General features: G+C 68.2%; 27 protein-coding genes. 22 read left to right on the top strand and 5 right to left on the bottom strand.

Annotated elements, in window-relative coordinates:
• Positions 1-45: 45 nt before the first annotated feature.
• The gene (locus QME70_03150) at positions 46-1,026 is read right to left on the bottom strand and encodes a D-glycerate dehydrogenase (GenBank protein MDI6893606.1); all 981 of its coding nucleotides are present in this window, start codon (positions 1,024-1,026) and stop codon (positions 46-48) included.
• Positions 1,027-1,174: 148 nt separating this feature from the next.
• Here QME70_03150 and QME70_03145 point away from each other — a divergent pair, with 148 nt between their 5' ends.
• Positions 1,175-2,092: an MBL fold metallo-hydrolase gene (locus QME70_03145; protein ID MDI6893605.1), complete on the top strand. Its 918-nt coding sequence runs from the start codon at positions 1,175-1,177 to the stop codon at positions 2,090-2,092.
• Between the two features lie 39 nt (positions 2,093-2,131).
• On the opposite strand, the gene QME70_03140 is transcribed toward QME70_03145, so the two are convergent.
• Positions 2,132-3,994, bottom strand: a complete 1,863-nt coding sequence (locus tag QME70_03140) for a transglycosylase SLT domain-containing protein (protein ID MDI6893604.1) — start codon at positions 3,992-3,994, stop codon at positions 2,132-2,134.
• A 209-nt stretch (positions 3,995-4,203) separates the two neighbouring features.
• On the opposite strand from QME70_03140, the gene QME70_03135 reads away from it, so the two are divergent.
• The 6 genes from QME70_03135 (at position 4,204) to QME70_03110 (ending at position 8,674) form a co-directional block, all read left to right on the top strand.
• Positions 4,204-4,884, top strand: coding sequence for a thioredoxin family protein (locus tag QME70_03135; protein MDI6893603.1), 681 nt, complete (start codon positions 4,204-4,206; stop codon positions 4,882-4,884).
• Between the two features lie 158 nt (positions 4,885-5,042).
• Positions 5,043-6,209 (top strand): FAD-dependent oxidoreductase, encoded by a 1,167-nt coding sequence (locus QME70_03130; protein MDI6893602.1) that lies wholly within the window; start codon positions 5,043-5,045, stop codon positions 6,207-6,209.
• 137 nt (positions 6,210-6,346) lie between these two features.
• Entirely contained in the window at positions 6,347-6,772 is a 426-nt protein-coding gene (locus QME70_03125) for a DsrE/DsrF/DrsH-like family protein (GenBank protein ID MDI6893601.1), read from the top strand.
• 31 nt (positions 6,773-6,803) lie between these two features.
• Positions 6,804-7,037, top strand: a complete 234-nt coding sequence (locus QME70_03120) for a sulfurtransferase TusA family protein (protein ID MDI6893600.1) — start codon at positions 6,804-6,806, stop codon at positions 7,035-7,037.
• 97 nt (positions 7,038-7,134) lie between these two features.
• Positions 7,135-8,343, top strand: coding sequence for an FAD-dependent oxidoreductase (locus QME70_03115; protein ID MDI6893599.1), 1,209 nt, complete (start codon positions 7,135-7,137; stop codon positions 8,341-8,343).
• Positions 8,333-8,674 carry a metalloregulator ArsR/SmtB family transcription factor gene (locus QME70_03110; GenBank protein MDI6893598.1) on the top strand — a complete coding sequence of 114 codons (342 nt, stop codon included), beginning with the start codon at positions 8,333-8,335 and terminating at the stop codon, positions 8,672-8,674. Before QME70_03115 ends, QME70_03110 begins: the two co-directional genes overlap by 11 nt.
• 98 nt (positions 8,675-8,772) lie before the next feature.
• On the opposite strand, the gene QME70_03105 is transcribed toward QME70_03110, so the two are convergent.
• Both QME70_03105 and QME70_03100 read right to left on the bottom strand, forming a co-directional pair.
• Entirely contained in the window at positions 8,773-9,378 is a 606-nt protein-coding gene (locus QME70_03105; GenBank protein ID MDI6893597.1) for a CAP domain-containing protein, read from the bottom strand.
• A 171-nt stretch (positions 9,379-9,549) separates the two neighbouring features.
• Entirely contained in the window at positions 9,550-9,972 is a 423-nt protein-coding gene (locus QME70_03100; protein MDI6893596.1) for a hypothetical protein, read from the bottom strand.
• A gap of 159 nt (positions 9,973-10,131) precedes the next feature.
• Between QME70_03100 and QME70_03095 the strand changes: the two genes are divergently transcribed.
• The 3 genes from QME70_03095 to QME70_03085 all read left to right on the top strand — a co-directional run bounded on the left by QME70_03095 (position 10,132) and on the right by QME70_03085 (position 12,716).
• Positions 10,132-10,758, top strand: coding sequence for a hypothetical protein (locus tag QME70_03095; protein ID MDI6893595.1), 627 nt, complete (start codon positions 10,132-10,134; stop codon positions 10,756-10,758).
• A gap of 354 nt (positions 10,759-11,112) precedes the next feature.
• Positions 11,113-11,898 (top strand): 5-oxoprolinase subunit PxpA, encoded by a 786-nt coding sequence (locus QME70_03090; GenBank protein MDI6893594.1) that lies wholly within the window; start codon positions 11,113-11,115, stop codon positions 11,896-11,898.
• Complete coding sequence (locus QME70_03085) at positions 11,895-12,716, top strand: putative hydro-lyase (protein MDI6893593.1); 822 nt, start codon at positions 11,895-11,897, stop codon at positions 12,714-12,716. The genes QME70_03090 and QME70_03085 overlap by 4 nt, the downstream gene beginning before the upstream one ends.
• On the opposite strand, the gene QME70_03080 is transcribed toward QME70_03085, so the two are convergent.
• On the bottom strand, positions 12,631-13,011 hold the full coding sequence (locus QME70_03080) for a hypothetical protein (GenBank protein ID MDI6893592.1): 381 nt from the start codon (positions 13,009-13,011) through the stop codon (positions 12,631-12,633). The genes QME70_03085 and QME70_03080 overlap by 86 nt on opposite strands.
• Positions 13,012-13,268: 257 nt before the next feature.
• On the opposite strand from QME70_03080, the gene QME70_03075 reads away from it, so the two are divergent.
• The 12 genes from QME70_03075 (at position 13,269) to QME70_03020 (ending at position 23,592) form a co-directional block, all read left to right on the top strand.
• On the top strand, positions 13,269-13,958 hold the full coding sequence (locus QME70_03075) for a FadR/GntR family transcriptional regulator (GenBank protein ID MDI6893591.1): 690 nt from the start codon (positions 13,269-13,271) through the stop codon (positions 13,956-13,958).
• 16 nt (positions 13,959-13,974) lie between these two features.
• Entirely contained in the window at positions 13,975-14,343 is a 369-nt protein-coding gene (locus QME70_03070) for a (2Fe-2S)-binding protein (GenBank protein MDI6893590.1), read from the top strand.
• Positions 14,336-15,439 carry an FAD-dependent oxidoreductase gene (locus QME70_03065; protein MDI6893589.1) on the top strand — a complete coding sequence of 368 codons (1,104 nt, stop codon included), beginning with the start codon at positions 14,336-14,338 and terminating at the stop codon, positions 15,437-15,439. Before QME70_03070 ends, QME70_03065 begins: the two co-directional genes overlap by 8 nt.
• Positions 15,429-16,028, top strand: a complete 600-nt coding sequence (locus QME70_03060) for a 4Fe-4S binding protein (protein MDI6893588.1) — start codon at positions 15,429-15,431, stop codon at positions 16,026-16,028. The genes QME70_03065 and QME70_03060 overlap by 11 nt, the downstream gene beginning before the upstream one ends.
• A 19-nt stretch (positions 16,029-16,047) precedes the next feature.
• A complete protein-coding gene (locus QME70_03055; GenBank protein MDI6893587.1) occupies positions 16,048-16,356 on the top strand; it encodes a (2Fe-2S)-binding protein in 309 nt (102 codons plus the stop codon).
• Positions 16,349-17,494: an FAD-binding oxidoreductase gene (locus QME70_03050; protein MDI6893586.1), complete on the top strand. Its 1,146-nt coding sequence runs from the start codon at positions 16,349-16,351 to the stop codon at positions 17,492-17,494. Before QME70_03055 ends, QME70_03050 begins: the two co-directional genes overlap by 8 nt.
• Before the next feature lie 110 nt (positions 17,495-17,604).
• Positions 17,605-18,762 (top strand): FAD-binding oxidoreductase, encoded by a 1,158-nt coding sequence (locus QME70_03045; GenBank protein MDI6893585.1) that lies wholly within the window; start codon positions 17,605-17,607, stop codon positions 18,760-18,762.
• 220 nt (positions 18,763-18,982) lie between these two features.
• Positions 18,983-20,137: a branched-chain amino acid ABC transporter substrate-binding protein gene (locus QME70_03040; GenBank protein MDI6893584.1), complete on the top strand. Its 1,155-nt coding sequence runs from the start codon at positions 18,983-18,985 to the stop codon at positions 20,135-20,137.
• 60 nt (positions 20,138-20,197) lie between these two features.
• Positions 20,198-21,103, top strand: coding sequence for a branched-chain amino acid ABC transporter permease (locus tag QME70_03035; GenBank protein MDI6893583.1), 906 nt, complete (start codon positions 20,198-20,200; stop codon positions 21,101-21,103).
• Between the two features lie 14 nt (positions 21,104-21,117).
• Positions 21,118-22,119 (top strand): branched-chain amino acid ABC transporter permease, encoded by a 1,002-nt coding sequence (locus QME70_03030; GenBank protein ID MDI6893582.1) that lies wholly within the window; start codon positions 21,118-21,120, stop codon positions 22,117-22,119.
• A complete protein-coding gene (locus tag QME70_03025) occupies positions 22,107-22,877 on the top strand; it encodes an ABC transporter ATP-binding protein (GenBank protein MDI6893581.1) in 771 nt (256 codons plus the stop codon). The genes QME70_03030 and QME70_03025 overlap by 13 nt, the downstream gene beginning before the upstream one ends.
• A complete protein-coding gene (locus tag QME70_03020; protein ID MDI6893580.1) occupies positions 22,870-23,592 on the top strand; it encodes an ABC transporter ATP-binding protein in 723 nt (240 codons plus the stop codon). The genes QME70_03025 and QME70_03020 overlap by 8 nt, the downstream gene beginning before the upstream one ends.
• Positions 23,593-23,613 lie beyond the last annotated feature (21 nt).

Below are 23,613 nucleotides of genomic sequence, written 5' to 3'. Positions count from 1 at the left end.
GTGCGGGCGGTCTGGATGGGCCGGGACTCAGCCGGATGCATCGGGTCAGGAGGGGGTGATGACTTCGCGGTTCACCAGGTTGGGTGGCACTTCCCCCCGGAGCGCGGTGATGAGGTTTTGGGCGGCCAGGGTGGCCATGCGGGTGCGGGTGGCTATGCTGGCGCTACCTATGTGAGGGAGGGCCACCACGTTGGGCAGGGAGAGCAGGGGATGATCGGGGCCGATGGGTTCCCGCTCGAAGACGTCCAGGCCCGCCGCCCAGATCCAGCCTTCCCGCAGGGCCCGGTAGAGGGCCCGCTCGTCCACCAGGGGGCCGCGGGCGGTGTTCACCAGGACGGCGGTCCGCTTCATCAGGCGCAGCTCGCGTTCGCCGATGAGGTGGTGGGTTTCGGGGCTGAGGGGAGCATGGATGCTGACCACGTCCGCCTGTCGCAGCAGGTCGTCCAGGGGCAGCCAGGTCGCCCCCAGGGCTTCCTCTGCTGCCCGGTGGCGCTGGGGATCGTGGTAGAAGACACGCATGTCAAACCCGCAGGCCCGCCGTGCCACCGCCTGGCCGATGCGGCCGAACCCCACCAGTCCCAGGGTGCTGCCGTAGACATCCTGGCCGGTGAGGAGCATGGGTCCCCAGGTTTTCCACTGTCCCTCGGCCAGGAAGCGGGCCGCTTCCACCAGGCGCCGGGCCGTGGCCAGGATGAGGGCGAAGGCCAGGTCGGCGGTGGTATCGGTGAGGACCCCCGGCGTGTTGGTGACCATCACCCGGCGGGCGGTACAGGTGGGGACGTTCACGTTGTCGTAACCCACCGCCATGTTGGCGACTATGCGCAGCCGGGGAGCATGATCCAGCAACTCGCCGTCGACGCGCTCGGTAAGGAGGCAGAGCAGCCCTTCGGCCGCGGCCACCTGCTCCAGCAGGATGGACCGGGGCACGGGGTCATCGCTGTCCCAGATGTGCACGTGGCACTGAGCGTGCAGGAGGTCGAGGGCTTCCCGGGGAATGCGCCTGCTGACGTAGATGGACGGTTTCACCTGGCAGTACCTCCTTGAGTCGACGGGATCGCTTCAGGTTTCTGCTTCTCGCCGGGGATTCCTCCCTGGGAGGGCCGGGGGCGGCGCTCAAGGGAGCAGATGCCGGACCGCGGACCGGGCTCCGCCGGAAGAGAACGGGGAGATGGCGATGGAGTTCAAGCGCCTGGGCGAGGGGGCGGGGTATTTCGCCGGCCCCACCAACTGCGGGCTGGTCTGGAAGGGTAAGGATGCCGTCCTGATCGACTCCGGTCTGGACGAGAGCACCGCACGCAAGATCCTGCGCCACCTGAACGCTGAGGGGCTGCGGCTGGTGGTCATCCTGAACACGCATTTCCACGCCGATCACGTGGGCGGGAACGCTTTCCTGGTGGCGCGGACCGGGGCGCGAGTGCTGGCTCCGGAGGCGGAGGCCGAGTTCGTGCGGCGTCCCATCCTGGAGCCTGCGTCCCTCTACGGGATGGCGGCACCGCCTCCCGCGCTGCGCAACAAGTTCCTCATGGCCGAGCCCACGCCCGGGGTGGAAGGGGTGGACGCGGCGAGCTGGCATGATCCTCTGGAAGCGGGACTGGAACTGGTCGATCTGGCCGGACACAGTCCCGCCCAGGTGGGCGTGGCCACCACCGAAGGGATTCTCTTCGCAGGAGACCTTTTCTTCTCCGGTCAGGTCCTGGACAAGCACGGCATCCCCTACAATGCCGATGTGACCCGGCACCTCGAGTCCCTCGAGCGGGCGGCAGGGTGGGTGGCCGGTGGGAGGTACGGTTGCATTGTGCCCGGCCACGGCCCCGCCTGTGATCCCGGAGATGCCCTGCGTACCATCGAGGAGAACCGCCAGCGGGTGACCGACATGCTTTTCCTGATCGCGGACATGCTGGCCGAGCCCCTGGCGGTCCCGGAACTGGTGCGGCGCCTGGCCGACCACTATGCCCGCCTGCTTGCCAGCATGGGCGAGTACCTGCTGGTGCAGTCAGCGATCCACGCCTGCCTGTCCCACCTGGCCGGGGAAGGCCGGGTGGAGCCCGTCGTGGAGGAGAACCGCCTGCTCTGGCGCCGCACGTACGCCTGAAACCCGACCGGTGCGGTGCGGAGCGCGGCCCCGAGCCGGTTACCGCCCTCCGGCAGGAGCGCCCTCGCCGTACAGATACTGGTAGACCAGGTAGGATTGAGCCGTCCTGGCCACGTACTCGCGCGTCTCCGAAAAGGTGATGGCGGTGGGAAACCCTTCCCGCCCCCGGAAGGTGGGTGAGCCGGCCCACCGGCGCACGTTCCCCAGCCCGCCGTTGTATGCCGCCAGCGCCTGCGGGATATCGTGACCGCACGCCTCCAGCAGGCGTGCCAGGTACCAGGTGCCCAGGCGCAGGTTGACTTCGGGCCGGAACAGGTCTTCCCGGTCGATGGTTAGTCCCAGGGCCCGGGCGGCGCCGGCGGCGGTGGCGGGCATGAGCTGCATCAGGCCGCACGCTCCGGCCCGGGATACGGCCCAGGGCGCAAAATGGCTCTCTTCCCGCATCACCGCCCAGACCAGGAGGGGATCGACGCCGAATTCCGCGCCCACCTCTTCCACCAGGCCGGCGTAGGGGAGGGGGTACGCCAGCGGGTACGCCCCCGGTGCCGGCAGGTCCTTGAGAGCGGCCATGGCCGTTTCCGCGGCCAGGGTCACGTTACCCCGTTCGGAGTACCACCGGGCCAGGGCCAGCCGGCCGGTCGCACCGCCCGTGTGCCCCAGTATTTCCATCTCCACCTGGGCGAGGGACGTTCCCCCCGGCCCCACACCCGGCAGGGCGCGGGCCGCCTGCGCCGCGGCAGGCTCCTGCCCGGGGTCCGGCACGGGCTCATAGGGCAGGGGATGGGCGACGGGCAGCCCGGCACACCAGGCCAGGCCGGGCGACACGGCCGCGAGAAACTCCCCGGCACCGGCGGCGTCGCCACGTCGCCGGGAGAGGACGTATCCCCGCAGGGCAGCATCGTCGCGCACGAGGCTCCTTTCCGTTGCCAGTTGGCGGTACACGGCCAGGGCCTGGGAGGCATGCCCCTGCTCTTCCAGCAGGCATGCTCCCCGCCAGCGGGCCTCGGCTTCCGGGGAGTCCAGGTAGGCTCGGGCCGCCTCCCCTCTCCTCCCCTGGCGCTCCAGGACCCGACCCAGGCCGCGGGCCCCCGCCGGCCCCAGGCGCTGGTAAGCCTCCCGCGCTGCCTCCAGCTTGCCCGCTCCTTCCAGGGCGCGGGCGTAGAGGCCCAGGGTTTGGGTATCCTGCGGGAATTCGGCGAGGTAGCGGGCCAGCCAGGGCAGGGCCGCGCGGGCATCCCCGAGGGTGAGCAGGGCGCGACCCCATTCCCGTGCCACCCGTGCGTCAGCGCGAGCCTGCGTCGCCCCGCCCCGTTCCCGGAGGATGTCCAGAGCTTGATCAGCCCAGCCCCGGTCGTTCAGCCATGCGGCCACCTGCCACGCCTCGGGTTCCAGGCGGAGCAGGGCTTCTACAGCCGTGCGGGCAGGAAGCATCTCCTTCCACTGATCGATGGCGGCTCCCGGGCGTCCCCGGTCTTCGAGCAGCCGGGCCAGCTCTTCCCGTACTCCGGGGTCGGGCCGCAGGTGCAGGGCGCGCAGGTAATGGGCCACTGCGCTACCATCGTGACGTGCCGACCGGCTGCGGGCCAGCACCAGGCAGGCCTGGTACCCGACCCCATCGCCGCGTTGGGCCAGACGTTCCACCTGTGGTCGTCCTGCCGGCCAGCGTGCCAGGGCGGTGGCCAGCTCCCGGTATCCCTGCAGCTCCGGGGGGAGATCCCCGCGCCGGAAGAGGTGAATCAGGTCCGAGGCGAAGGACGTGAACAGCGGGCCTTCTCCCTCCAGCCGGGGCCCCAGCAGCAGTCCCCGCTGCCAGGCCAGCACCCCCGCGCCCGCAGCGCCCGCCAGCACAACCAGGACGGGCAGCCAGAGAAGAATCCGTCGTTTGTGCAAAAGCGTTCTCACACCTTCCCGTGGCGTTTCAGCCTGCAGTACCTTATCCGCCCGGCTGTCGCTCTCCTTCCGGGGATGCTGCCATTTCCTGCGCGGCCGGCGGGCGGACCCCGGACCCGACGGCGGGTCTGCGGTGCACGGTGGACTGGCACGGCGGGCGGCGGCACTTTTGACGGGATGGTCCTGCGGTGGCATAATAAGCCGCAGGAGGTGATGGCAGGATGCGGCTCATCAGTGAACGAGACGCGGCCACGCTCCGCCGGCGCTTCGCCGAGCTCACCGGACCGGCGAAGCTGGTGATGTTCACCCAGTCGGAGTCGGGTTTGAGCGTTCCCGGCCAGGAGTGCGCCTACTGTCGCGAGACCCGCATGCTGGTGGAAGACCTGGGCGAGGTCTCCGACGGCCGCATCGGGGTCGAGGTTTACGACTTCCTGCTGGACAAGGACCAGGTCGCCCGATACGGCATCAGCAGGATTCCGGCCGTGGTTGTGCTGGGGGACCGGGACTACGGCATGCGATACTACGGCATCCCGGCCGGGTACGAGTTCGCGTCCCTGGTGGAAGACATCCTGGACGTGTCCGCGGAAAAGAGCGGCCTCCGCCCCGAGACCGCGGAAGCCCTCCAGGGGCTGCCCAGGGACGTCCACATCCAGGTTTTCGTCACCCCTACCTGCCCATACTGCCCGCGTGCGGCCAGGTTGGCCCACAAGATGGCGCTGGAGAGCGAAAAGGTGCGGGCCGATGTGGTGGAGGTGTCCGAGTTCCCCCACCTGGCCCAGCGTTACCACGTGTTCGGGGTTCCCAAGGTGGTGATCAACGAGCGCGTCCAGTTCGAAGGTGCAGTTCCCGAGAAGATGTTCCTGAGCTACGTGCTGCAGGCGGCCGGTGTGGAGGAAGCCTGAGGGCCCCGCCTGGAGCCGCAGGTGTGGAGGAAGCCTGAGCTCTCCACCCGAAGCCGCAGGCGTGGGGGAAGCGTGAACTCCCCGCCCCGAACGCGGGTGGGGAGCCAGCCCTAACTGACGATCCCCGCCCCGGTGCAAACTAGGGCGGGGTGATTTTCTTGGCCAAGCCGCGCGTTGCCGTGGTCGGAGGTGGCCTGGCCGGTGTCCCCGTGGCCAACGGGCTGGCCCGGCGGGGTATTTGCCAGGTCACCCTCATCGACCTTGCCGGTCAGCACGTGTATCAGCCCGGATTCCTGTACGTCCCCTTCGGGCGCGTGAAGCCCGGCAGCCTGGTGCGAGACCTGCGCACCGTGCTCCACCCAGCTGTGCAGCCGGTGCTGGGAGACGCCCGCGCCATCGACCCCGAGGCGAGGGCCGTGCACATGGCCGACGGCCGCACTGTCTCTGCGGACTGGCTGGTGCTGGCCCCGGGCGCCGAGTACGATCCCGCCCTGGTACCCGGCTTTCAGGAGGGCGCCCAGCATTTCTACTCACTGGAGGCGGCCCTCGACCTGATGGCCGCCCTGCACCGCTTTCAGGGTGGCGACCTGGTGACCGGGATTACCACTCTCCCCTACAAGTGCCCGCCCGCACCCCTGGAGTTTACCCTTCTCCTGGACGACTTCCTGCGTCGCCGCGGCCTGCGGGGCCGCTACCGCATCAGGTTCCTGACGCCGCTGGGCCAGCTCTTCGGCATGAAGTCCCTGTGCGAGACCTACCAGCCCCTCTTCGCCCGGCGGGGGATCGAGGTGATGACCCACTTCACGGTGGAGGAGGTCGACCCCGGCCGGCACCGCCTTATCTCGCAGGAAGGGGAGGAGGTGCCGTACGATGTGGCCGTCCTGGTGCCACCCCACCGGGGGACGCAGATGGTGCGCCGCTCGGGACTGGGGGACCGCAACGGGTGGATCCCCACCGACCGGGAGACCCTGCGCGTGGTGGGGTGCCAGCGCCTTTACGCCCTGGGGGACGCCGCCGACCTGCCCGTGTCCAAGCACGGGGCGGGTGCCCACATGCAGGCCGAGGTGGTGGCGCGCAGTGTGGCAGCTGAAGTCGAGGGCAGGGAGCCGGCCTGGGAGTATGCGGGCAGCGTGTTCTGCATCAGCGATACCGGCAGGGGGAGGGGAAGCCTCATATCGTACAGCTACGACCGTCCCCCCGCGCCCCCCACCCCGGTTCCCATCCTCCACTGGGCCAAGCTGGCCACCAACGCGCTCTACTGGCGGCTCGTGCCCCGGGGACTAATGCCCCTGCACGGGTATCGCCGCCGCCGGGCTACCTCCTGACGTGCCGGTGGCTCCACGACGGGCCTGGTGGGGTCTTGTGAGAAGCAGCACAAGAGGGATTGACTTCCTCCTGTGAACATGGTAGCATACTCGCAAAAGCGGCCACTTGCGCAAGTTGGCAAGTAAGCAGGGGAGGGATGGAAGTGGCGGAGGAGCGGTTTTCCATGGTGGTGTTCTCGGGGACGGTGGATAAGCTGTTTCCCGTGGCCATCATGGCATCGGGTGCGGTGGCCATGGGCATGGAGGTTGATATCTTCGTCACCTTCTGGGGCCTGCAGGCACTCCGGCAGGGGAGCCCCGCCCGGCTGGCCCGGGTGAGCAAGGACTTCGAGGACCAGGCCGGGGCCATGATGCAGATCCTGCAGGAGAAGAAGGTCCCTTCCTGGTACGACACCCTGCGCCAGGCCAAGGAGCTGGGGGATGTGCGGGTGCACGCCTGTGCCATGACCATGGACCTGTTCGGCCTCACCAAGGAGGACCTGGACCCTATCGTGGACGACGTGGTGGGCGTGGGCGAGTTCGTGGACCAGGCCAAGGAAGGCAAGATCACTCTGTTCATCTGAGAAAGCGAGGATGGGGCACGTGAGCGAGCAGATGGTCAAAGCGGACCGGGTCATCGACGCCCGGGGTGCCTACTGCCCGGGCCCCCTGATGGAGCTGATCAGGGCGGTGCGGGAGGCCGCGAGGGGAGACGTGCTGGAAGTGCTCTCCTCGGACTCGGGGTCCAAGCGCGACATTCCGGCCTGGGCCCAGAAGGCTGGTCATGAAGTGGTGGGCGTGTTCCCCGAGCAGGGGTATGACCGCATAGTGGTGCGCAAGGCCAGGTAGAGAGGCCGTTCCGGCATCCCGCCGGGGGCACTCGCCTGCACCAGGCCCACGCGCTTGCGGGCGGGTTCCCGGCGGGACCGGTTTGGGGGGCAGAGAGATGGCAAAGGATCGCGTAGTGGTCGTGGGTGGCGGCACCGGCGGGACCCTGGCGGCGAACCTGCTGGCCCGGCGGGGAGTCAGGGTTACCCTGGTGGACTCCACGGGATGGCACACCTACCAGCCCAATTACCTGTATTTGCCCTTCACCGACAGGGTGCCGACCGGTGGCGGACCGCTCTTTAGCCGTCGGGTTAACGGCCTGCTGGACGGGAGGGTGGAGACGGTGGTGGGGGAGGTGACCGGCATCGACCACCGGGCCGGCCGGGTGCAGGTCCAAAAGGGCGGCAGCCTCCCCTACGACTGGCTGGTGCTGGCGCCAGGCACCGCCTACTATCCGGACGAAATACAGGGGTACCGCGAGGCCGCCCATCACTTCTACTCTCAGGAGGCGGCATTGTGCCTGCGGGAGGCTCTGGCTTCCTTCCGCGGCGGTGACGTGGTGGTGGGCGTGACCACCATTCCCTACAAGTGCCCGCCCGCGCCCCTCGAGTTCACCCTGATGCTGGATGCCCACCTGCGCCGGCTGGGCCTCAGGGAAAAGACGCGCATCCATTTCCTGAGCCCCCTCCCCCGGGCCTTCACCATCGAGCAGGTCTCTGAGATGGTGGCACCGATCATGGAGAAGCGGGGGATCGAGATCCACACCTTCTTCAACACAGAGAGTGTGGATCCGGGGGCCCGGGTGGTCCGTTCCCTCGAGGGAGATGAGGTCCCCTACGACCTGCTGGTGCTCATCCCACCCCACGGGGGGGTGCCTGCCGTACGCAACTCGGGGTTGGGTGATCGCAGCGGCTGGATCCCCACCGACCGTCATCTGTTGAAGGTGCTGGGGCACGAGCGCCTGTATGCCCTTGGCGACGCCACCGATCTGCCCGTGTCCAAGAGCGGGGTGGCGGCCCACTTCCAGGCGGAAGCGGTAGCCGGGAACATTCTGGCAGAGATGGCCGGCCGCACCCCTGCCCACGCATACACGGGGCGCGTGCTCTGTTTCGCCGAGACCGGTCTGGGGCGGGCCACCATCATCTCGTTCGATTACCAGCACCCGCCCCGCCCGCCTTTTCCCAATCGCGTGCTCCACTGGGCCAAACTCGCCTTCAATGTGCTATACTGGTACACGGTACCGCAGGGCCGCGTGCCCCTGCGGGGTGTGGCCGAACTGGAGGAGAGGAGAGGCTCCGTGGGGGAGGAAGCGCGAGTTGGGCACTGATGACCGCCTCTTTGAGTTGCAGAGCCAGATTTGCCGCACCCTGGCCCATCCCAAGAGACTGCAAATCATCGAGCTCTTGAAGTCAGGGGAGAAGTCGGTTTCCGACCTGGCGGAGGCCCTGGGTACCCAGATCCCCAACGTGTCGCAGCATCTGCAGATGCTCCGCCAGACCCGGCTCGTCTCGACTCGCCGGGACGGCGCTAACGTGTACTATTCGCTGTCCAATCCGAAGATCGTCCTGGCCTGCAACACGCTGCGCGAGGTGCTGGCCGAGCAACTGGAGATAGACCGGGCCGCGGCCACCCGCGGGGTGGGAGCAGCCACCCTCTGACTGGCAACTGAGGGTTGCTCCAGAAGATACGTCGCAAACGGGGGGCCGCATCCCTGCGGGGTGCGGCCCCCGCGATGACACCACTTATAGAGCCCGTTTCAGTCGCCGATAAAGAGCTGGGTCTCCGCGATGCCGTAGGGACCGTTGGCCACGATACCGATCCCCACACGGGTGTGCCTGGGGTTGAGGATGTTGGCGCGGTGCCCCTGCGACGCCATGAACATGGCGTGGGCGTAGCGGGCATTGCGGGCCTTGGCGATGTTCTCAGCTCCCATGACGGGAGCCCGGATGCCCGCGGCCACTTCCATCTGGTAGGCCGTGCCGTAGGTGGGCGACACGTGAGAGAAGTAGCTGTTCACCACCATGTCCTGGCTCTTCTTACGGGCCAGTTCGGTGAGCACGGGATCCACGGTGAGAGGCGGCAACCCTGCCCGGGACCTGGCCTCATTCACCAGGTGGACTGCGACGGCCTCTTCGGAGGTGAGAGGCGCGGGCTCGCCGGTGGACGGGGGAGCGGGGTTCGGTGACGGCGCGGGCTGAGGTGCCGGTGCCGGCTGGGGTGATGGCTCCGGGGCTGGTGCCGGCTGAGGGGCGGGAGAAGGTGTGGCCGGGAGGGATCGCCAGTACCAGGAGGCATGGGCGGTGAGGGGCAGGGCGAACATCACCGCCACGAGGCAGACTGCCAGTAACCATGTCTTCCGCAACGGCATTACCTCCTTTTATGTTGCCTCCCTCCCAGTGTAAAGGTGCTTCTGGCCATGGACAACCCGTGCCACCCCGGCTCGCGGCCGGTGGGCAAAGGATATCTCTCCCGTGAGGCCGGAAGCTCTTTCTGCTCCCTCCACGGGACCTGTTGGCTTAAACTGCCAGAGAATCTACCACTTCCAGCGCCGGCGCCGTTGCTTTTCCTGCAGCGTGGCCTGGTTCAGCTGCGTTTCCAGAGCCCGCACCCGCTCCCCGAGGGTCTGGGTTTGCTCCCGCAGCCTGCTGGCTTCCTCCTCAAGAGAGCTCTTTTCCGCCCTCAGTTTGCGGACTTCCTCCTCCAGCGCGCGCCGGTCCCGCCGGGCGGCCTCCAGGTCTCGCTCCAGGCGGGAGCGCTGCTGGCGGGACTCCTCCAGGGAAGCACGTAACGAGGCCAACCGGTTCTCGTGCCCGGCCATGGCGTCCTTAAGTGTTTGCAGCTCCTGCTCGAGCCGGTGCTGCTCTTCTTCCAGCTCCAGCGCCGTGTCGAAGGCGCTGCGGATACATACTTCCAGCTGCTCGAGGTAGGGGCGCAGGGGCTCCAGCCGGTCTGCCATTTCCCGTCCTCCCGGTCCATCGTATGCCGTCTGCACCGTGTGGACCTCATCATCATAATCTGGAGCAGGAAGCAATGCTGGCAGCGGTTCACTGGATTGCGACAGAAGGTGACGACATAAGCTGCCGGCTGAAGCGAGGAAGAGGAAGGAGGGAAGAGAATGAGCGACGAGAAGCTGAAGACCAGGTTCGCGCCCAAGGAGGTGGTTCCGGGCAAGTGCCCGCCGGAGGGGTGCCCGCCGCCCACGGAGATCGTGTGCATCCTGGTGGAGAAGGTCTACGACTTCTGCTTCCAGAACGAAGATCGGGAAGCCTGCTTCATCTTGCCCCTGACGTGTGTACCGCCTGCACCGGCTGGTTCCACGGCCACGTGCACCATCACCAGCGTCACCTGTACTCCCGGTACCCCGGTGCCCGTGCCCGGTCAGCCTGGCTTCGTGAGCGTGAGCATCGTCTTTGTGGTGACGGTCGACATCACGGTCCTGAACCCGGATGGCACCACCAGATGTACCTTCACCCAGAGCTTCACCTTCGTGAAGACCGTGGTGCTGTACGCCCCCGCCGGGACCACCATCCAGTGCGAGGTGCCAGACTTCTCGTGCGGGCCGTGCGCGGTGGCCGATACCCAGGTGTGCTGCACGTTCCACCTGTGCATCCTGGTGCAGTCCAAGGCGCTGGTGAAGCTGCTGGTGCCGGCCTACGGGTTCTGCGTGCCCGCCCAGTGCGTGGTTGCGCCCAAGATCCCGTGCCCACCCGGGTACCCGCCGCAGTTCGACCCTCCAGCGTGAGGGACGGGCCAGCCTGAGTGAATCCCCCCAACCTGGCGTGATGTGGGGAGGGCAGTCGCCCTCCCCACACCTGTGTGCGGCGGGTGTCTTGCCGCGGGGGGCATCTGCATTACTCGGGCGCCAGTCGGGCCGGAAAGCCCGTCGGGATATCCGTGCACGAATCCCCGCTGCAGGGCCCTCCTGATCGCATGTTCCGCCCAATGCCCGTCGACGTCGGGGAACGTCCTGTGTCGTCCCCTTTCGTGCCCCGTGGATAGACGGGCGGGCGGGGGCAAAGGTTGCACGCCGGGAGAGGTCGACACCGCCCGGGCCGCGAATCCCTGCACGGAGGCAGCGTGGGCGAGGTGATGAGCAGTGCTCAGGGTCGATCTAAACGCGGACGTGGGGGAGAGCTTCGGGGCATACCGGTTGGGAGAGGACGAGGAGGTCATCAGGCAGGTGACGTCGGTGAATGTGGCCTGCGGCATGCACGCCGGCGATCCCCTGGTGATGCAGCGTACGGTGGTTATGGCGAGGGACGCGGGCGCCGCCGTGGGAGCCCATCCCGGCTACCCGGACCTGCAGGGATTCGGCCGGCGCTACCTGGCCCTGACCCCGGCAGAAGTGGAAGCCTTCGTCATGTACCAGGTGGGCGCGCTCTGGGCCTTTTGCCGGGCGGCGGGGGTGGCCCTCCGCCACGTCAAGGCCCACGGTGCCCTGTACAACCTGGCCGCCCGGGACGCCTCCCTGGCCGATGCCATTGCCCGGGCTGTGGCGCGGGTGGATGACGGGCTCGTGCTGGTGGGCCTGGCGGGATCGGAGATCCTGAGGGCCGGGGAACGGGCGGGGTTGCGGGTGGCCGCCGAGGTCTTCGCCGACCGGGGTTACCTTCCCGACGGCACCCTGGTCCCGCGGGGTCAGCCCGACTCCGTCATCCACGATCCCCAGGTGGTGGCCAACCGGGTTCTCATGATGGTTAGAGAGGGGCGGGCCAGTGCCAGCGACGGCTCGGCGATCGCAGTGCGGGCGGATACGGTTTGTTTCCACGGCGATACACCGGGGGCGGCGAACCTGGTACGGCAGGTGCGGGCCCGCCTGGAAGGGGCCGGAGTCCGGGTGGCGCCCATGAGCGACCGGCTGGGGGAGGCAGGTGCCGGGTGACCCCCCGCGAGCTGCGCCAGTTGATCCGCGAGGGACGGTGGGCCGGGCCCACCGCGGGGATGGCGCCCGGATACGTGCAGGCCAACGTGGTGATCCTTCCCCGGGCATTGGCCTTCGACTTCCTCCTTTTTGCCCAGCGTAATCCCAAACCGTGCCCGCTCCTGGACGTTACCGACCCTGGCTGCCCCGAGCCCCTCCTGGTTGCACCCGGCGCGGACCTGCGCACCGATGTGCCCCGGTACCGTGTCTTAAGGCGGGGTGAACTGGTGGACGAGCCCACCGATGTCACCGCCTGGTGGCGCGACGACCTGGTGGGCTTCCTCCTGGGGTGCAGCTTCACGTTCGAGCGGGCCCTGCTGGAGGCGGGCATACCGGTGCGTCACCTGGAGCAGGGGAGCAACGTGCCCATGTACGTCACCAACATCCAGTGCCGTCCGGCCGGTCCCTTTTCCGGTCCGCTGGTGGTGAGCATGCGGCCCATTCCGGGTCCTCTGGTGACCCGGGCCGTGCGGGTGACGGCCCGGTACCCCCGGGCCCACGGGGCGCCCGTGCACGTCGGGAATCCCGGGGCCATAGGGATCGGCGACCTGGGCAGCCCCGATTTCGGCGAGGCGGTCCCGGTACGGGAGGAAGAGGTACCCGTGTTCTGGGCCTGTGGGGTGACCACCCAGGTGGCCCTGATGCGAGCGGGGGTGCCCCTGGCCATCACCCACGCCCCCGGGCACATGTTCGTCACCGACCTACGAGTACGTGCTCGGCCCCGGCCTGGCGGAGGGCGGTGGTCACCCCCGCCACCCGCTCCTGCTCCAGGTCGCTGATGACCAGGAGGATGTGATTCAGCCACTGGCGCTCTACGGCAGGCAGGTCGCCCCCCGCGCGGGCAGACTCCAGGATGTCTCCCGCCCGGGCGGCGGCTTCCAGGGCCGGGTTATCCTGCCCGGCCCGCCCGGTCACGATGTTCTGCTCGGGTTCCGCCAGGGCGGCCCGGGTGTCTATGAAGCTCTGGGGCCCTACCATCTGGACCTTGCCGGCAGGAAGCCCGGCCTGTACCAGTTCCTGGCGGGCGAAGCGAGCCTTGTCCTCGGATGGAAAAGCCGCCACCACGGTGGCCATGCGCGCAGCCCCCTTCCCGGCCCTCTCTATTTTCCCCGCTGCGCCGGCACGGTCCGCGTCGGGTCCCAGGGTGCGGATTCCCCACGCGGGGGTAGAACCCCTTCGTGCCCGGCACCCGCGACTCCGGTTACCTTCCATGGCAGCCATTATGACCGGAACCGTTTGTCAGGTGCAGGACTTTCCTGCCAGGCGTCGAATACACCGGAGGGCAACTGGGCTGCCCAGTGTCCATGCAGCCCTGAATAGGGAGCGCGCGGGTGTCGTTCCAGAAGGTCAGCCGGTATCGTCTATACCAGGATGTGGTGGGCCAGCTGGTCGAGCACATCAGGAGCGGCCAGATCGGGCCGGGGCAACGCTTTCCCTCGGAACGGGAACTGGAGCGGCAGATGGGGGTCAGCCGCGGCATCCTGCGGGAAGCATTCCGGGTGCTGGAGGCCCGCGGGATCATCGAATCGCGCCCGGGGGGAGGCAGGTTCCTCAAGCAGCTGGATGGCCAGAACCTGTTCGATCTGGAGGCGGGCTTCGTCAGGCTGGAAAGGGCGGTGCTGCTGGACATCTGCGAGGCCAGACAGATCATCGAGGTGAGGGCGGCTCAACTGGCGGCGGAGCGGGGTGGAGACGAGGGGATCGAGCACATCGGGCGGGTGATCGACGAGTTCTTCCGTACCCAGTTCGACCTGGGTGAGCAGATGGACCGGGACCTGGACTTCCACGTGGCGGTGGCCCGTGCCACCGGGAACCTGGTGATCTGGGAGCTGGTGCGGGTGCTGGTGGGCATCCTGCGGGAGCACCGGCAGCAGATGCACCTTCCCCGGGAAGAGTGGCGCACCATGTGCCACCAGCACTGCCACGTTTTCGAGGCGCTCAGAGCCCGCGACGGCCCGGAAGCAGCCCGGCGCATGGCGGAACACCTGGAGCGGTTGCGGCGGGTGTTGGAGGATTTGTAGCCGGGAGGCGGTACTGGTGCGCATCGGGGAACATCCCATTCTGACCTTCCCTGCGCGCAGGAAGGTGACCTTCTTTTTCGAGGGCCGGCCCCTGGAGGGTTACGAGGGTGAGCCCATCGCGGCGGCGCTTCATGCGGCGGGCATCCGCGTGCTGCGGGAGAGCCCGGTGCTGGGGCGGCCGCGGGGTTTCTTCTGCGCGGTGGGGAACTGCTCGTCCTGCCTGATGGTGGTGGACGGGGTGCCCAACGTGCGGGTGTGCGTGGAGAAGCTGCGGGAGGGCATGCACGTGGAGCGGCAGGTGGGCAAGGGTGACCTGCTGGGCGCTGTGGCCGCAAAGCGGGGCGTCCTCCGGGCGGGCGGCCGGGGGGGTGAGGGCGGTGCTTAACCCCCAGGTGATGGTGGTGGGTGCCGGCCCGGCGGGGATGTCGGCGGCCCTGGCGGCGGCCGACTGCGGGGTGAAGGTACTGCTGGTGGATTTCTTTTCGGAGCCGGGCGGCCAATTGGTGAAGCAGACCCACAAGTTCTTCGGTTCCCGGGGGGAGCACGCGGGGGTGCGGGGGATCGAGATCGCCCGACTGCTGGGGGAGAAGGTGCGCACCCACCTCGGGGTTGAGCTCCTGCTCGACACCCAGGTGCTGGGCTACTACCCGGACGGGGTGCTGACCATGGAGCGCACCGTGGACGGCGAGTCGGAGTACCTGAAGGCCCGTCCCCGCCGCCTGGTGGTGTGCGCGGGGGCGTCGGAGAAGCCGCTGGCCTTCCCCGGCAACGACCTGCCCGGCGTGTACGGGGCGGGGGCGGTGCAGACCTTGATGAACGTGCACGGGGTGATGCCCGGCCGGCGTGCCGTGATGGTGGGGGCGGGGAACATCGGGCTCATCATCTCCTACCAGCTGCGGCAGGCGAGAGTGGAGGTGGCGGCGGTGGTGGAGGCGGCGCCCGTGATCGGTGGCTACGCCGTGCACGCCTCCAAGATCAGGCGGCTAGGTGTCCCCATCCTGACCTCCCACTCGGTGAAGGAGGCACATGGCGAGCGGGAGCTTGAGGGTGTGACCGTGTGGCGGGTGGACGAGAGATGGCAGGGCATTCCCGGTAGCGAGCGCCACTTCGAGGCCGACGTCCTCTGCCTGGCGGTGGGGCTCTCGCCGCTGGCGGAGCTCCTGTGGCAGGCGGGCTGCCGCATGGCCTACGTACCCGAGCTGGGCGGTCACGTACCCTGGCACGACGAGCACCAGCAGACCTCGGTGCCGGGGATATTCGTGGCGGGAGATGCCGCGGGGGTGGAGGAGGCCTCCTCGGCCATGGTGACGGGGCGCATGGCCGGGCTGGCCGCGGCTGCTTCCCTGGGCTCGTGTCCCCACTACCGGGAACTGGCCGGTGAGGCCCGTGCCCAACTCGAGGCCCTGCGGGCGGGTCCTCCCGGGGAGAAGATCCGCAAAGGCCTGGCCCGCCTGGAGGAGGTGGCACGCCGTGCGGGATGATGCATCCGCGGCGGGGGCGGTGAAGGCGGGGGGCCGGGGTGATACGCCCGCGGCGGGGGCGGTGGGGGCGGGCCCGGTGACCCGGCAGTTGAGGAAGACGGGATTGCCTGCGGTGGAGGACCTGGCGCAGGTGATGCCTCCCGAGGAGGTGAGGCGCCGGGGTCCGGTGGCCGTATTCGAGTGCTTTGAGCGCATCCCGTGCGACCCCTGCTGCTGGTCGTGCCAGCGGGGGGCGGTGAAGCCCTTCGGGGACATCAACGACCTGCCCGAAGTGGATTGGGAGCGGTGCAACGGCTGCGGGCTGTGCGTGGCCGCCTGTCCGGGCCTGGCCATATTCGTGGTCCATGAGGCTTATACGGACACTACTTCCCTCATCAAGCTACCCTACGAGTTCCTGCCCCTGCCCGAGGTGGGGCAGCTGGTGGGGGCACTGGACCGGGAGGGGACGCGGGTGGGGGAGGCGCGCGTGGTGCGGGTGCACAAGCAGCGGGAAAAGATGGGCACGCCGGTGGTGTGGATTGAGGTGGAGCGGGACCTGGCCCACGTGGTGAGGAACGTTACCGTGGCCGGGGGTGAGCAGGGTGAGTGAGGCCAGGGAGCGGGTTGGGATGCCCGGTGGACAGGCGACGGCCGGTGGCGAGGACCGGGTGGTGATCTGCCGATGTGAGGACGTGACCCTGCAGGAGATCCGCCGTCTGATTGGCGAGGGCGTACACACCCTGGATGAGATCAAGCGGCTGACGCGGGCGGGGATGGGGCTCTGCCAGGGTCGCACCTGCCGGCACCTCATCCTGCAGGAAGTGTCGCGCCTGACCGGGGTGCCGGTGGAGGAGCTTTCCCTGCCCACCTTCCGTCCCCCCACCCGGCCTGTCAAGCTGGGCGTCATCGTCCGCGCCGGGGGCGAGCGGCATGGGTAGGACGGCGGATGCGGTGGTGGTGGGTGGCGGCATCCAGGGGGTGGCGGTGGCCTACCAGCTGGCGTCCCGGGGTCTGAAGCCTCTTCTGGTGGAGCAGGAGTACCTGGCCTCGGGGTCGACGGGGCGGTGCGCGGCCGGTGTGAGGCAGCAGTGGGGCACGGAGATGAACGTGCTCCTGGCGCGGGCGAGCATCAAGATGTTCGAGCGCATGGAGGAGGAACTGGAGTATCCCCGGGGGATCGAGTTCAAGCAGCGCGGGTACCTCATCCTGGCGTACCACGAGAGGCAGTGGGATCAGTTCCTGCGCAACGTGGCCCTGCAGCGTTCCCTGGGGGTACCGGTGGAGGTGCTGAGCCCGGAGGGGGCGCGGGAGATCGTCCCCTATCTCAGCCTCGAGGGGGTGGTGGGCGCCACCTTCTGCCCCGAGGACGGGCACATCAACCCCTTCCGGGCGGTGGAGGCATATGCGCAGGCGGCGGTGCGGCTGGGTGCGGAGGTATGGACCTTCACCCGGGTGACCGGTGTTCGGGTGGAAGGCGGCCGGGTGGTGGGGGTGCGCACCAGCCGGGGTGACGTCTCGACACCGGTGGTGGTGAACACGGCCGGGCCCTGGTCGGACCGGGTGGCGGAGATGGCAGGCCTGCACATTCCCACCTATGCGCAGCGGCATCAGATCCTGGTGACGGAGCCGGTGGGGCCGGTGCAGGGGCCCATGGTGATCTCGTTTTGCCACGGCCTGTACTGCCAGCAGACGCCGCATGGGAGTTTCATCATGGGGCTGGGTGATCCCCACGAGCCCCGCAACCTGGACTGCGGAGCCACCTGGCGCTTTCTGGAGGAAATGGCGGCCATCGTCACGAAGATGTTGCCACCCCTTGCCCAGCTGCGGGTGGTGCGGCAGTGGGCGGGGTCGTACGACATGACGCCGGATGCCCAGCCCATCCTGGGGCCGGCACCGGAGGTGGAGGGCTGCTACTATTCGGTGGGATTCTCGGGCCACGGTTTCATGCTGGCGCCCATGACGGGGAAGCTGCTGGCACAGGTCATTGCGGGTGAGGAACCGGATCTCCCCATCGGCCGGCTGGGGCCGGACCGGTTCGCCCGCGGTGACCTGATCCTCGAGCCTTCTGTGGTGTGAACGTTCCCCCGGGCGGCCCGGGAGGGGCCACCGGGGGCAGGCGGCGGAGCGTCCCTGCTGAGACGAAGGCACAACGCTAGCAAGGAGCGCGGCGAGCGCGGGGTGTGAGCGTGGGGGGGCAGGTCGGGCGCACGGCCGATGTGGTGATCGTGGGAGGCGGGGTGCACGGGTGTGCCGTCGCCTACCACCTCTGCCGCCTGGGCGGCCTGAGGGTCTTTCTGTTCGAGCAGGGCTACCTGGCGGGCGGTGCCACCGGGCGGTCCGCCGCCGGGGTGCGCCACCAGTTCGGTACCGAGATCAACTGCCGCCTGGCCATCTGGAACATCCGCCTGCTGGAAGGCCTGGTGGAAGAACTGGAGTGCCCATACGACCTGGAGTTCACCCAGGGTGGGTACCTCTTGCTGGCGTACACGCCCGGTCAACTGGAGCAGTTTGGGCGCAACGTGTCCCTGCAGCGCAGCCTGGGTATCCCGTCGGAGATCCTCACACCCGATGAGGTGGCCCGGGTGGCGCCCGCCCTGAACCTGGACGGGGTGCTGGGCGCCAGCTTCTGCGCCCGGGATGGCCACGTCAACCCCTTCCAGCTCACCTGGGCATACGCCCGCGCCGCGCAACGGCTGGGTGCTCACATCCATTGCTCTTGTCCGGTTCACGCCATCGTGCCCGGTGAGTCCGGGGTACGGGGGGTGTATACGGCGGCCGGACGGGTGGACGCCCCGGTGGTGGTGATCTGCGCGGGGGCGGAAGGCGCCGAACTGGCGCGGGCGGCGGGCCTGGACGTACCCGTGTACGGCGAGCGTCACCAGATCCTGGTCACCGAGCCGGTGGCCCATCTCCTCGACCCCATGGTGCTGTGCTTCGAGGACGGCAGTTACTTCAAGCAGACCCCCCACGGCAGCCTGCTCATGGGGATCGGCAGCCCCTTGGAGCCCAAGGGCTATGGGCAGGGATCTAGCTGGCGCTTCCTGGAGGAGATGGCCGCCCGCATCGTGCGTCACCTGCCCGCCCTGGCCGGGGTGCGGGTGGTGCGGCAGTGGGCGGGACTGTACGACATCACCCCGGACTCCCAGGCCATCGTGGGACCTGCCCCCCTGGAGGGGCTGTGGCTGGACCTGGGCTGGAGCGGCCACGGGTTGCAGTTCGCGCCCAGCATCGCTCTCATCCTGGCCCAGCTCATCCTGGGCCGGGCCCCCCTGGTCGACGTGAGTCCTTTTCGCCCGGGGCGTTTTGTCGCCGGCGAACTGGTCCCGGAGCCGGCCTGCGTATAGGCCCCGGCGCAGGCCGGCGTGAGAGGCAAGTGGCGGATGGTGGGAGCCGGCGGCGGCCACCGTGACGGGTGGCCCGCTGGAGCCCGCTGGAGTGCGAAGGAGGTGAGACGGGGCCCGCACGGTGCCCGGCCGGAGAGCGCGGGCACGGGGGCAAGCACAAGAGGGCACATACAAGGGGAATGAGGCCGGAGGCAACTGAAGACCGAAGGAGGGGAGCACAGTGAAGAAGGTACTGGCCGTTGCGCTGGTAATCGCCCTGGCCGTTTCGCTCGGTGCCTGTGCCCAGAAACCCCAGGCGAAGGAGAAACCCGCCATCAAGATCGGAGTACAGGTCCCACTCACCGGCGACTGGGCTTACGAGGGCCAGGGGATGCTGAATGGTGTCAACATGCTGGCCGAGCAGATCAACAACGCCGGTGGTCTGCTCGACGGCCGTAAGATCGAGGTCATCCCCGCCGATGACAAGAGCGACGCCAAGGAAGCGGCCCTGGCCGCCCAGAAGCTCATCAACAGCGGAGTCATTGCGGTGGTGGGCAGCTATGCGTCCACCCTCACGGAGGCGTCCCAGGGGCTGTACGACGACAAGGGCATCGTGCAGATCACCCCGTCTTCCACGGCCACCAAGCTGTCCGAGCACGGGTACAAGCGCTTCTTCCGCACCTGCTTCCTGGACGACCGCCAGGGACTCTTCGCCGCGAAGTTCATCGTGGAGACGCTCGGGTGCAAGAAGGTGGGCGTGGTCCACGACAACACCACCTACGCCAAGGGACTGGCCGAGTGGACGAAGAAGTACCTGGAGGACGCCGGAGCTACGGTGGTGTTCTTCGACGCCCTTACACCCAAGGAGAGGGACTACAGCGCCATCCTCACCCGCCTGAAGAAGGCGGTACCCGAGGCGTGGTACTACACGGGTTACTTCCCCGAGGCGGCCCTCCTGGTGCGCCAGGCCGCCGACGTGGGGCTGAAGGCCCGGTTCGTGGCTGGTAACGCGGTGAACAACCCCGAGTTCGTGAAGCTGGCGGGCGTGGAGTACGCCAGGGGCACCATCGTCACCACAGAACCCCTGCCCACGGATCTGGAGTATCCGGAGGCCAAGAAGTTCCTGCAAGATTACAAGGCCAAGTACGGGGAGTCCCCGGGCAGCATCTGGCACCTCATGGCCGCGGACGCCTTCCGGCTGATCGTGGAGGCGATCAAGCAGAGCAACTCCGATGACCCGGGCAAGATGGCCGAGTACCTGCACACCCAACTGAAGGACTTCCCCGGCATCACCGGACCCATCCTCGGGTTCGATGAGCGGGGTGACCGCAAGGGCACCATCCACAAGGCATACGTGGTGAACGAAAAGGGCGAGTTCGTCCCGTACGGTAAGTAAGTCCGGGGGGCAGGGGGCGGGTTGCCCCGTCCCCTGCCCCGCTGCGGGGCAGGGGGAAGCATGGAACAGTTTGTGCAGCAGGTGCTCAACGGCCTCACCGTGGGCTCCGGCTACGCCCTGGTGGCGCTGGGCTACACCATGGTGTATGGCGTGCTGAAGCTGATCAACTTCGCCCACGGCGACCTCTTCATGCTCGGTGCCTACCTGGCCATGACGGCAGCGGTGAGTTGCCGGGCGGCCGGGGTGGCGAGCCCGTGGGTGGTGCTCCCCACCATCTTCCTGGTGTCCATGGGACTGGTCAGTCTGGCGGGGGTGCTCATCGAGCGGACAGCGTACCGCCCCCTGCGCGGTGCCGGGCGCCTGGCCCCGGTGGTGTCGGCCCTGGGGGCGGCGGTGGTGATCCAGAACGCGGTCATGCTGGCGTACGGGGCCAACTACCAGGTCTTCCCCGAAGGCCTGGTGCCCGCGGTGCGCTGGGCCGTGGCGGGCATGAGCATACCCGTCCTGCGCGTGGCCATGCTGGTGCTTTCCCTCATTCTAATGGGCGTACTCTATCTCTTCATCCAGCGCACCACGGTGGGGGCGGCCATCAGGGCCACGTCTCTGGACCACGCTACCGCCCGTCTCATGGGTATAGACATCAACCGCATCATCATGGTGGTTTTCCTCATCGGGCCGGCCCTGGGGGCGGCATCGGGCATCATGATCGGCCTGTACTACCGCCAGGTGTATTTCACCATGGGGTGGATTTACGGGCTGAAGGCCTTCACGGCCGCCATCCTGGGCGGTATCGGGAACATCCCGGGCGCCATGGTGGGCGGCATGATCCTGGGGCTGTTCGAGACCCTGGCCGCCGGGTACATCTCATCGGCCTGGAAGGATGCCTTTGCCTTCCTGCTCCTCATCGCCATCCTGGTGCTGCGGCCCACCGGTCTGCTGGGCGAGCGGGTAGTGGAAAAGCTGTGAGGGGGGCGGTACTTTTGCGCAAGTTGCCTCCCGGGTTCTGGCTGGGACTGGCTGTGGCGGCAGCTCTGGCTTACCCCTGGCTGGTGAACGACTACTGGGTGGACGTCATGAACTTCTGCGGGATATACATGCTGCTGGGCCTCAGTCTCACCATCATCGTGGGGTACGCCGGGCTGTTTAACCTGGGGCACGCCGCCTTCTATGCCGTGGGCGCGTACACCACGGCCATCCTGTCCACCCGCTTCGGCATCCCCTCCCTTCTGCTCATGCCCGTCTCCGCCCTGGCGGCGGCTGCCTTCGCCTACGTCATCTCCCGGCCCATCATCCACCTGCGGGGGGACTACCTGTGCGTGGTGACCATCGGGTTCGGGGAGATCATGCGCATCGCGCTCATCAATAACCCGGGCGGCCTCACCGGGGGGGTGAACGGGATCATCGGGGTGCCCCGCCCCGATCTGGGCCTCTTCACCGTGCGTTCGGTCGACCAGTACTATTACTTCATCCTGTTCTTCATCGTGCTCTTCGTGTGGGGGATGGGCCGCCTGGAGAGGTCCCGTATCGGGCGGGGGTGGACCTGCATCAGAGAGGACGAGACCGCCGCAGAGGCCATGGGTATCGATACCGCCTTCCTGAAGCTGCTGGCCTTCGTGCTGGGGGCGGCGGGTGCCGGCCTGGCCGGTAACATCTATGCCACCAAGATGACCCTGGTTGCCCCCGAGGGTTTCAACTTCTGGGAATCCTGTGTCATGTTCTGCATCGTGGTGCTGGGAGGGACCGGCTCGGTACCCGGTGTGATCGTTGCCTCCGTGGGCATGGCGGCCCTCCCCGAACTCTTCCGGGAGTTCGCCCGCGCCCGCATGCTGGTGTTCGGCCTGGCCATGGTGCTCATGATGATCTTCCGCCCCCAGGGGTTGTGGCCCAGCGCCCACTGGCGGCGCCAGGTGAGCGGGCCTGCCCCGGATGGTGAGGGTGTGCGACAGCAGGATCGGGTGGGTGGTGCTGGATGCTGGAAGTGAGCTCGTTGACCAAGCGGTTCGGGGGGTTGCTGGCGGTGAGCCGCCTTTCCTTCGAGGTGCGGCCGGGCGAGATCCTGGGCATGATCGGGCCCAACGGAGCGGGCAAGACCACCGTTTTCAACATGATCACCGGCATCTATCGTCCCGACGAGGGGAGCATCAGGCTGGAGGGACGCGATCTGGTGGGGCTGCGTCCCCACGACATCACCGCCCTGGGCATTGCCCGCACCTTCCAGACCATCAGGCTGTTCCCCAACCTGACGGTCATGGAGAACGTGATGGCGGGCCAGTTCTGCCGCACCCAGGCGGGGGTGTGGGATGCCCTCGCCCGCACGCGCCGGCACCACCGGGAGGAGCGCGCCATCCTGGAGGAGGCCGAAGCCCGGCTGGAGTTCATGGGGTTGTCCCACCTGGCCGAGGAGCTGGCCCGCAACCTCCCCTACGGGCTGCAGCGGCGGCTGGAGATCGCGCGGGCCCTGGCCACCCGCCCCCGGTTGCTGGTGCTGGACGAGCCGGCCGGGGGTCTGAACGACCAGGAGACGCGCGAGCTGATGGACTCGGTGGTGCAGATCCGGGAGAGCGACATCACCGTCTTCCTGATCGAGCACGACATGACGGTGGTGATGGGCATCTGCGACCGCATCGTGGTGCTGGACAACGGAGAGAAGATCGCGGAGGGTACCCCTGCGCAGGTGCAGGGCAACCCCCGCGTGATTGAGGCATACCTGGGGAAGGAAGAAGATGGGCTCCATGGTTGACGGTATTCTGGAAGTGGAGAGCCTCCATGTCTACTACGGTCAGGTGCACGCCCTCAAGGGGATCAGCTTCACGGTGCAGCCGGGCGAAATCGTGGCCCTGCTCGGGGCCAACGGGGCGGGAAAGTCCACCACCCTGCGTGCCATTTCCGGGCTGATCCGGCCCCGGCAGGGGGACATCCGCTGGCAGGGGCGTTCGCTGCGCAACGTACCCGTCCACACCATCGTGGCCCGCGGGGTTTCCCACGCCCCGGAGGGGCGCAAGGTCTTCAGCACCCTCACCGTGGAGGAGAACCTCAACCTGGGCGCCTATACCAGGCGGGGAGACAGGGACGGCGTGACCCGCAGCAAGGAGCGCGTGTTCTCCCTCTTCCCCCGCCTGGCGGAGCGCCGCCGCCAGCTGGCGGGGACCCTTTCCGGGGGAGAGCAGCAGATGCTGGCCATCGGTCGCGCCCTCATGTCCTCGCCGCGTCTCCTGCTCATGGATGAGCCCTCGCTGGGGCTGGCGCCCCTCCTGGTGCGGGCCATCTTTCAGACCATCCGCGAGATCAACGAGCAGGGGGTTACCATCCTGCTGGTAGAACAGAACGTGCGGGCGGCCCTCCGCCTGGCCCACCGCGCCTACGTGCTCGAGACGGGCAGGTTGGCCCTGGAAGGTACGGCTGAGGAGTTGCGGCAGGACCCCCGGGTCCGCAAGGCTTACCTGGGCGAGCGCTAGCCCCTTCGCACGACCCCTTGC

The sequence above is a fragment of the Bacillota bacterium genome (assembly GCA_030019365.1).
Taxonomy (GTDB): domain Bacteria; phylum Bacillota; class Sulfobacillia; order JACIYH01; family JACIYH01; genus JACIYH01.
This window is presented reverse-complemented; position numbering and strand designations above follow the sequence as displayed.

Bases quoted from the DNA above. Each gene is read 5' to 3' on its own strand.
- QME70_03145 (MDI6893605.1), top strand. From the start codon at position 1,175: ATGGAGTTCAAGCGCCTGGGCGAGGGGGCGGGGTATTTCGCCGGCCCC.
- QME70_03135 (MDI6893603.1), top strand. From the start codon at position 4,204: ATGCGGCTCATCAGTGAACGAGACGCGGCCACGCTCCGCCGGCGCTTC.
- QME70_03125 (MDI6893601.1), top strand. From the start codon at position 6,347: ATGGAAGTGGCGGAGGAGCGGTTTTCCATGGTGGTGTTCTCGGGGACG.
- QME70_03120 (MDI6893600.1), top strand. From the start codon at position 6,804: ATGGTCAAAGCGGACCGGGTCATCGACGCCCGGGGTGCCTACTGCCCG.
- QME70_03115 (MDI6893599.1), top strand. From the start codon at position 7,135: ATGGCAAAGGATCGCGTAGTGGTCGTGGGTGGCGGCACCGGCGGGACC.
- QME70_03100 (MDI6893596.1), bottom strand. From the start codon at position 9,972: ATGGCAGACCGGCTGGAGCCCCTGCGCCCCTACCTCGAGCAGCTGGAA.
- QME70_03095 (MDI6893595.1), top strand. From the start codon at position 10,132: ATGAGCGACGAGAAGCTGAAGACCAGGTTCGCGCCCAAGGAGGTGGTT.
- QME70_03080 (MDI6893592.1), bottom strand. From the start codon at position 13,011: ATGGCCACCGTGGTGGCGGCTTTTCCATCCGAGGACAAGGCTCGCTTC.
- QME70_03055 (MDI6893587.1), top strand. From the start codon at position 16,048: ATGCCCGGTGGACAGGCGACGGCCGGTGGCGAGGACCGGGTGGTGATC.
- QME70_03050 (MDI6893586.1), top strand. From the start codon at position 16,349: ATGGGTAGGACGGCGGATGCGGTGGTGGTGGGTGGCGGCATCCAGGGG.
- QME70_03035 (MDI6893583.1), top strand. From the start codon at position 20,198: ATGGAACAGTTTGTGCAGCAGGTGCTCAACGGCCTCACCGTGGGCTCC.
- QME70_03025 (MDI6893581.1), top strand. From the start codon at position 22,107: ATGCTGGAAGTGAGCTCGTTGACCAAGCGGTTCGGGGGGTTGCTGGCG.
- QME70_03020 (MDI6893580.1), top strand. From the start codon at position 22,870: ATGGTTGACGGTATTCTGGAAGTGGAGAGCCTCCATGTCTACTACGGT.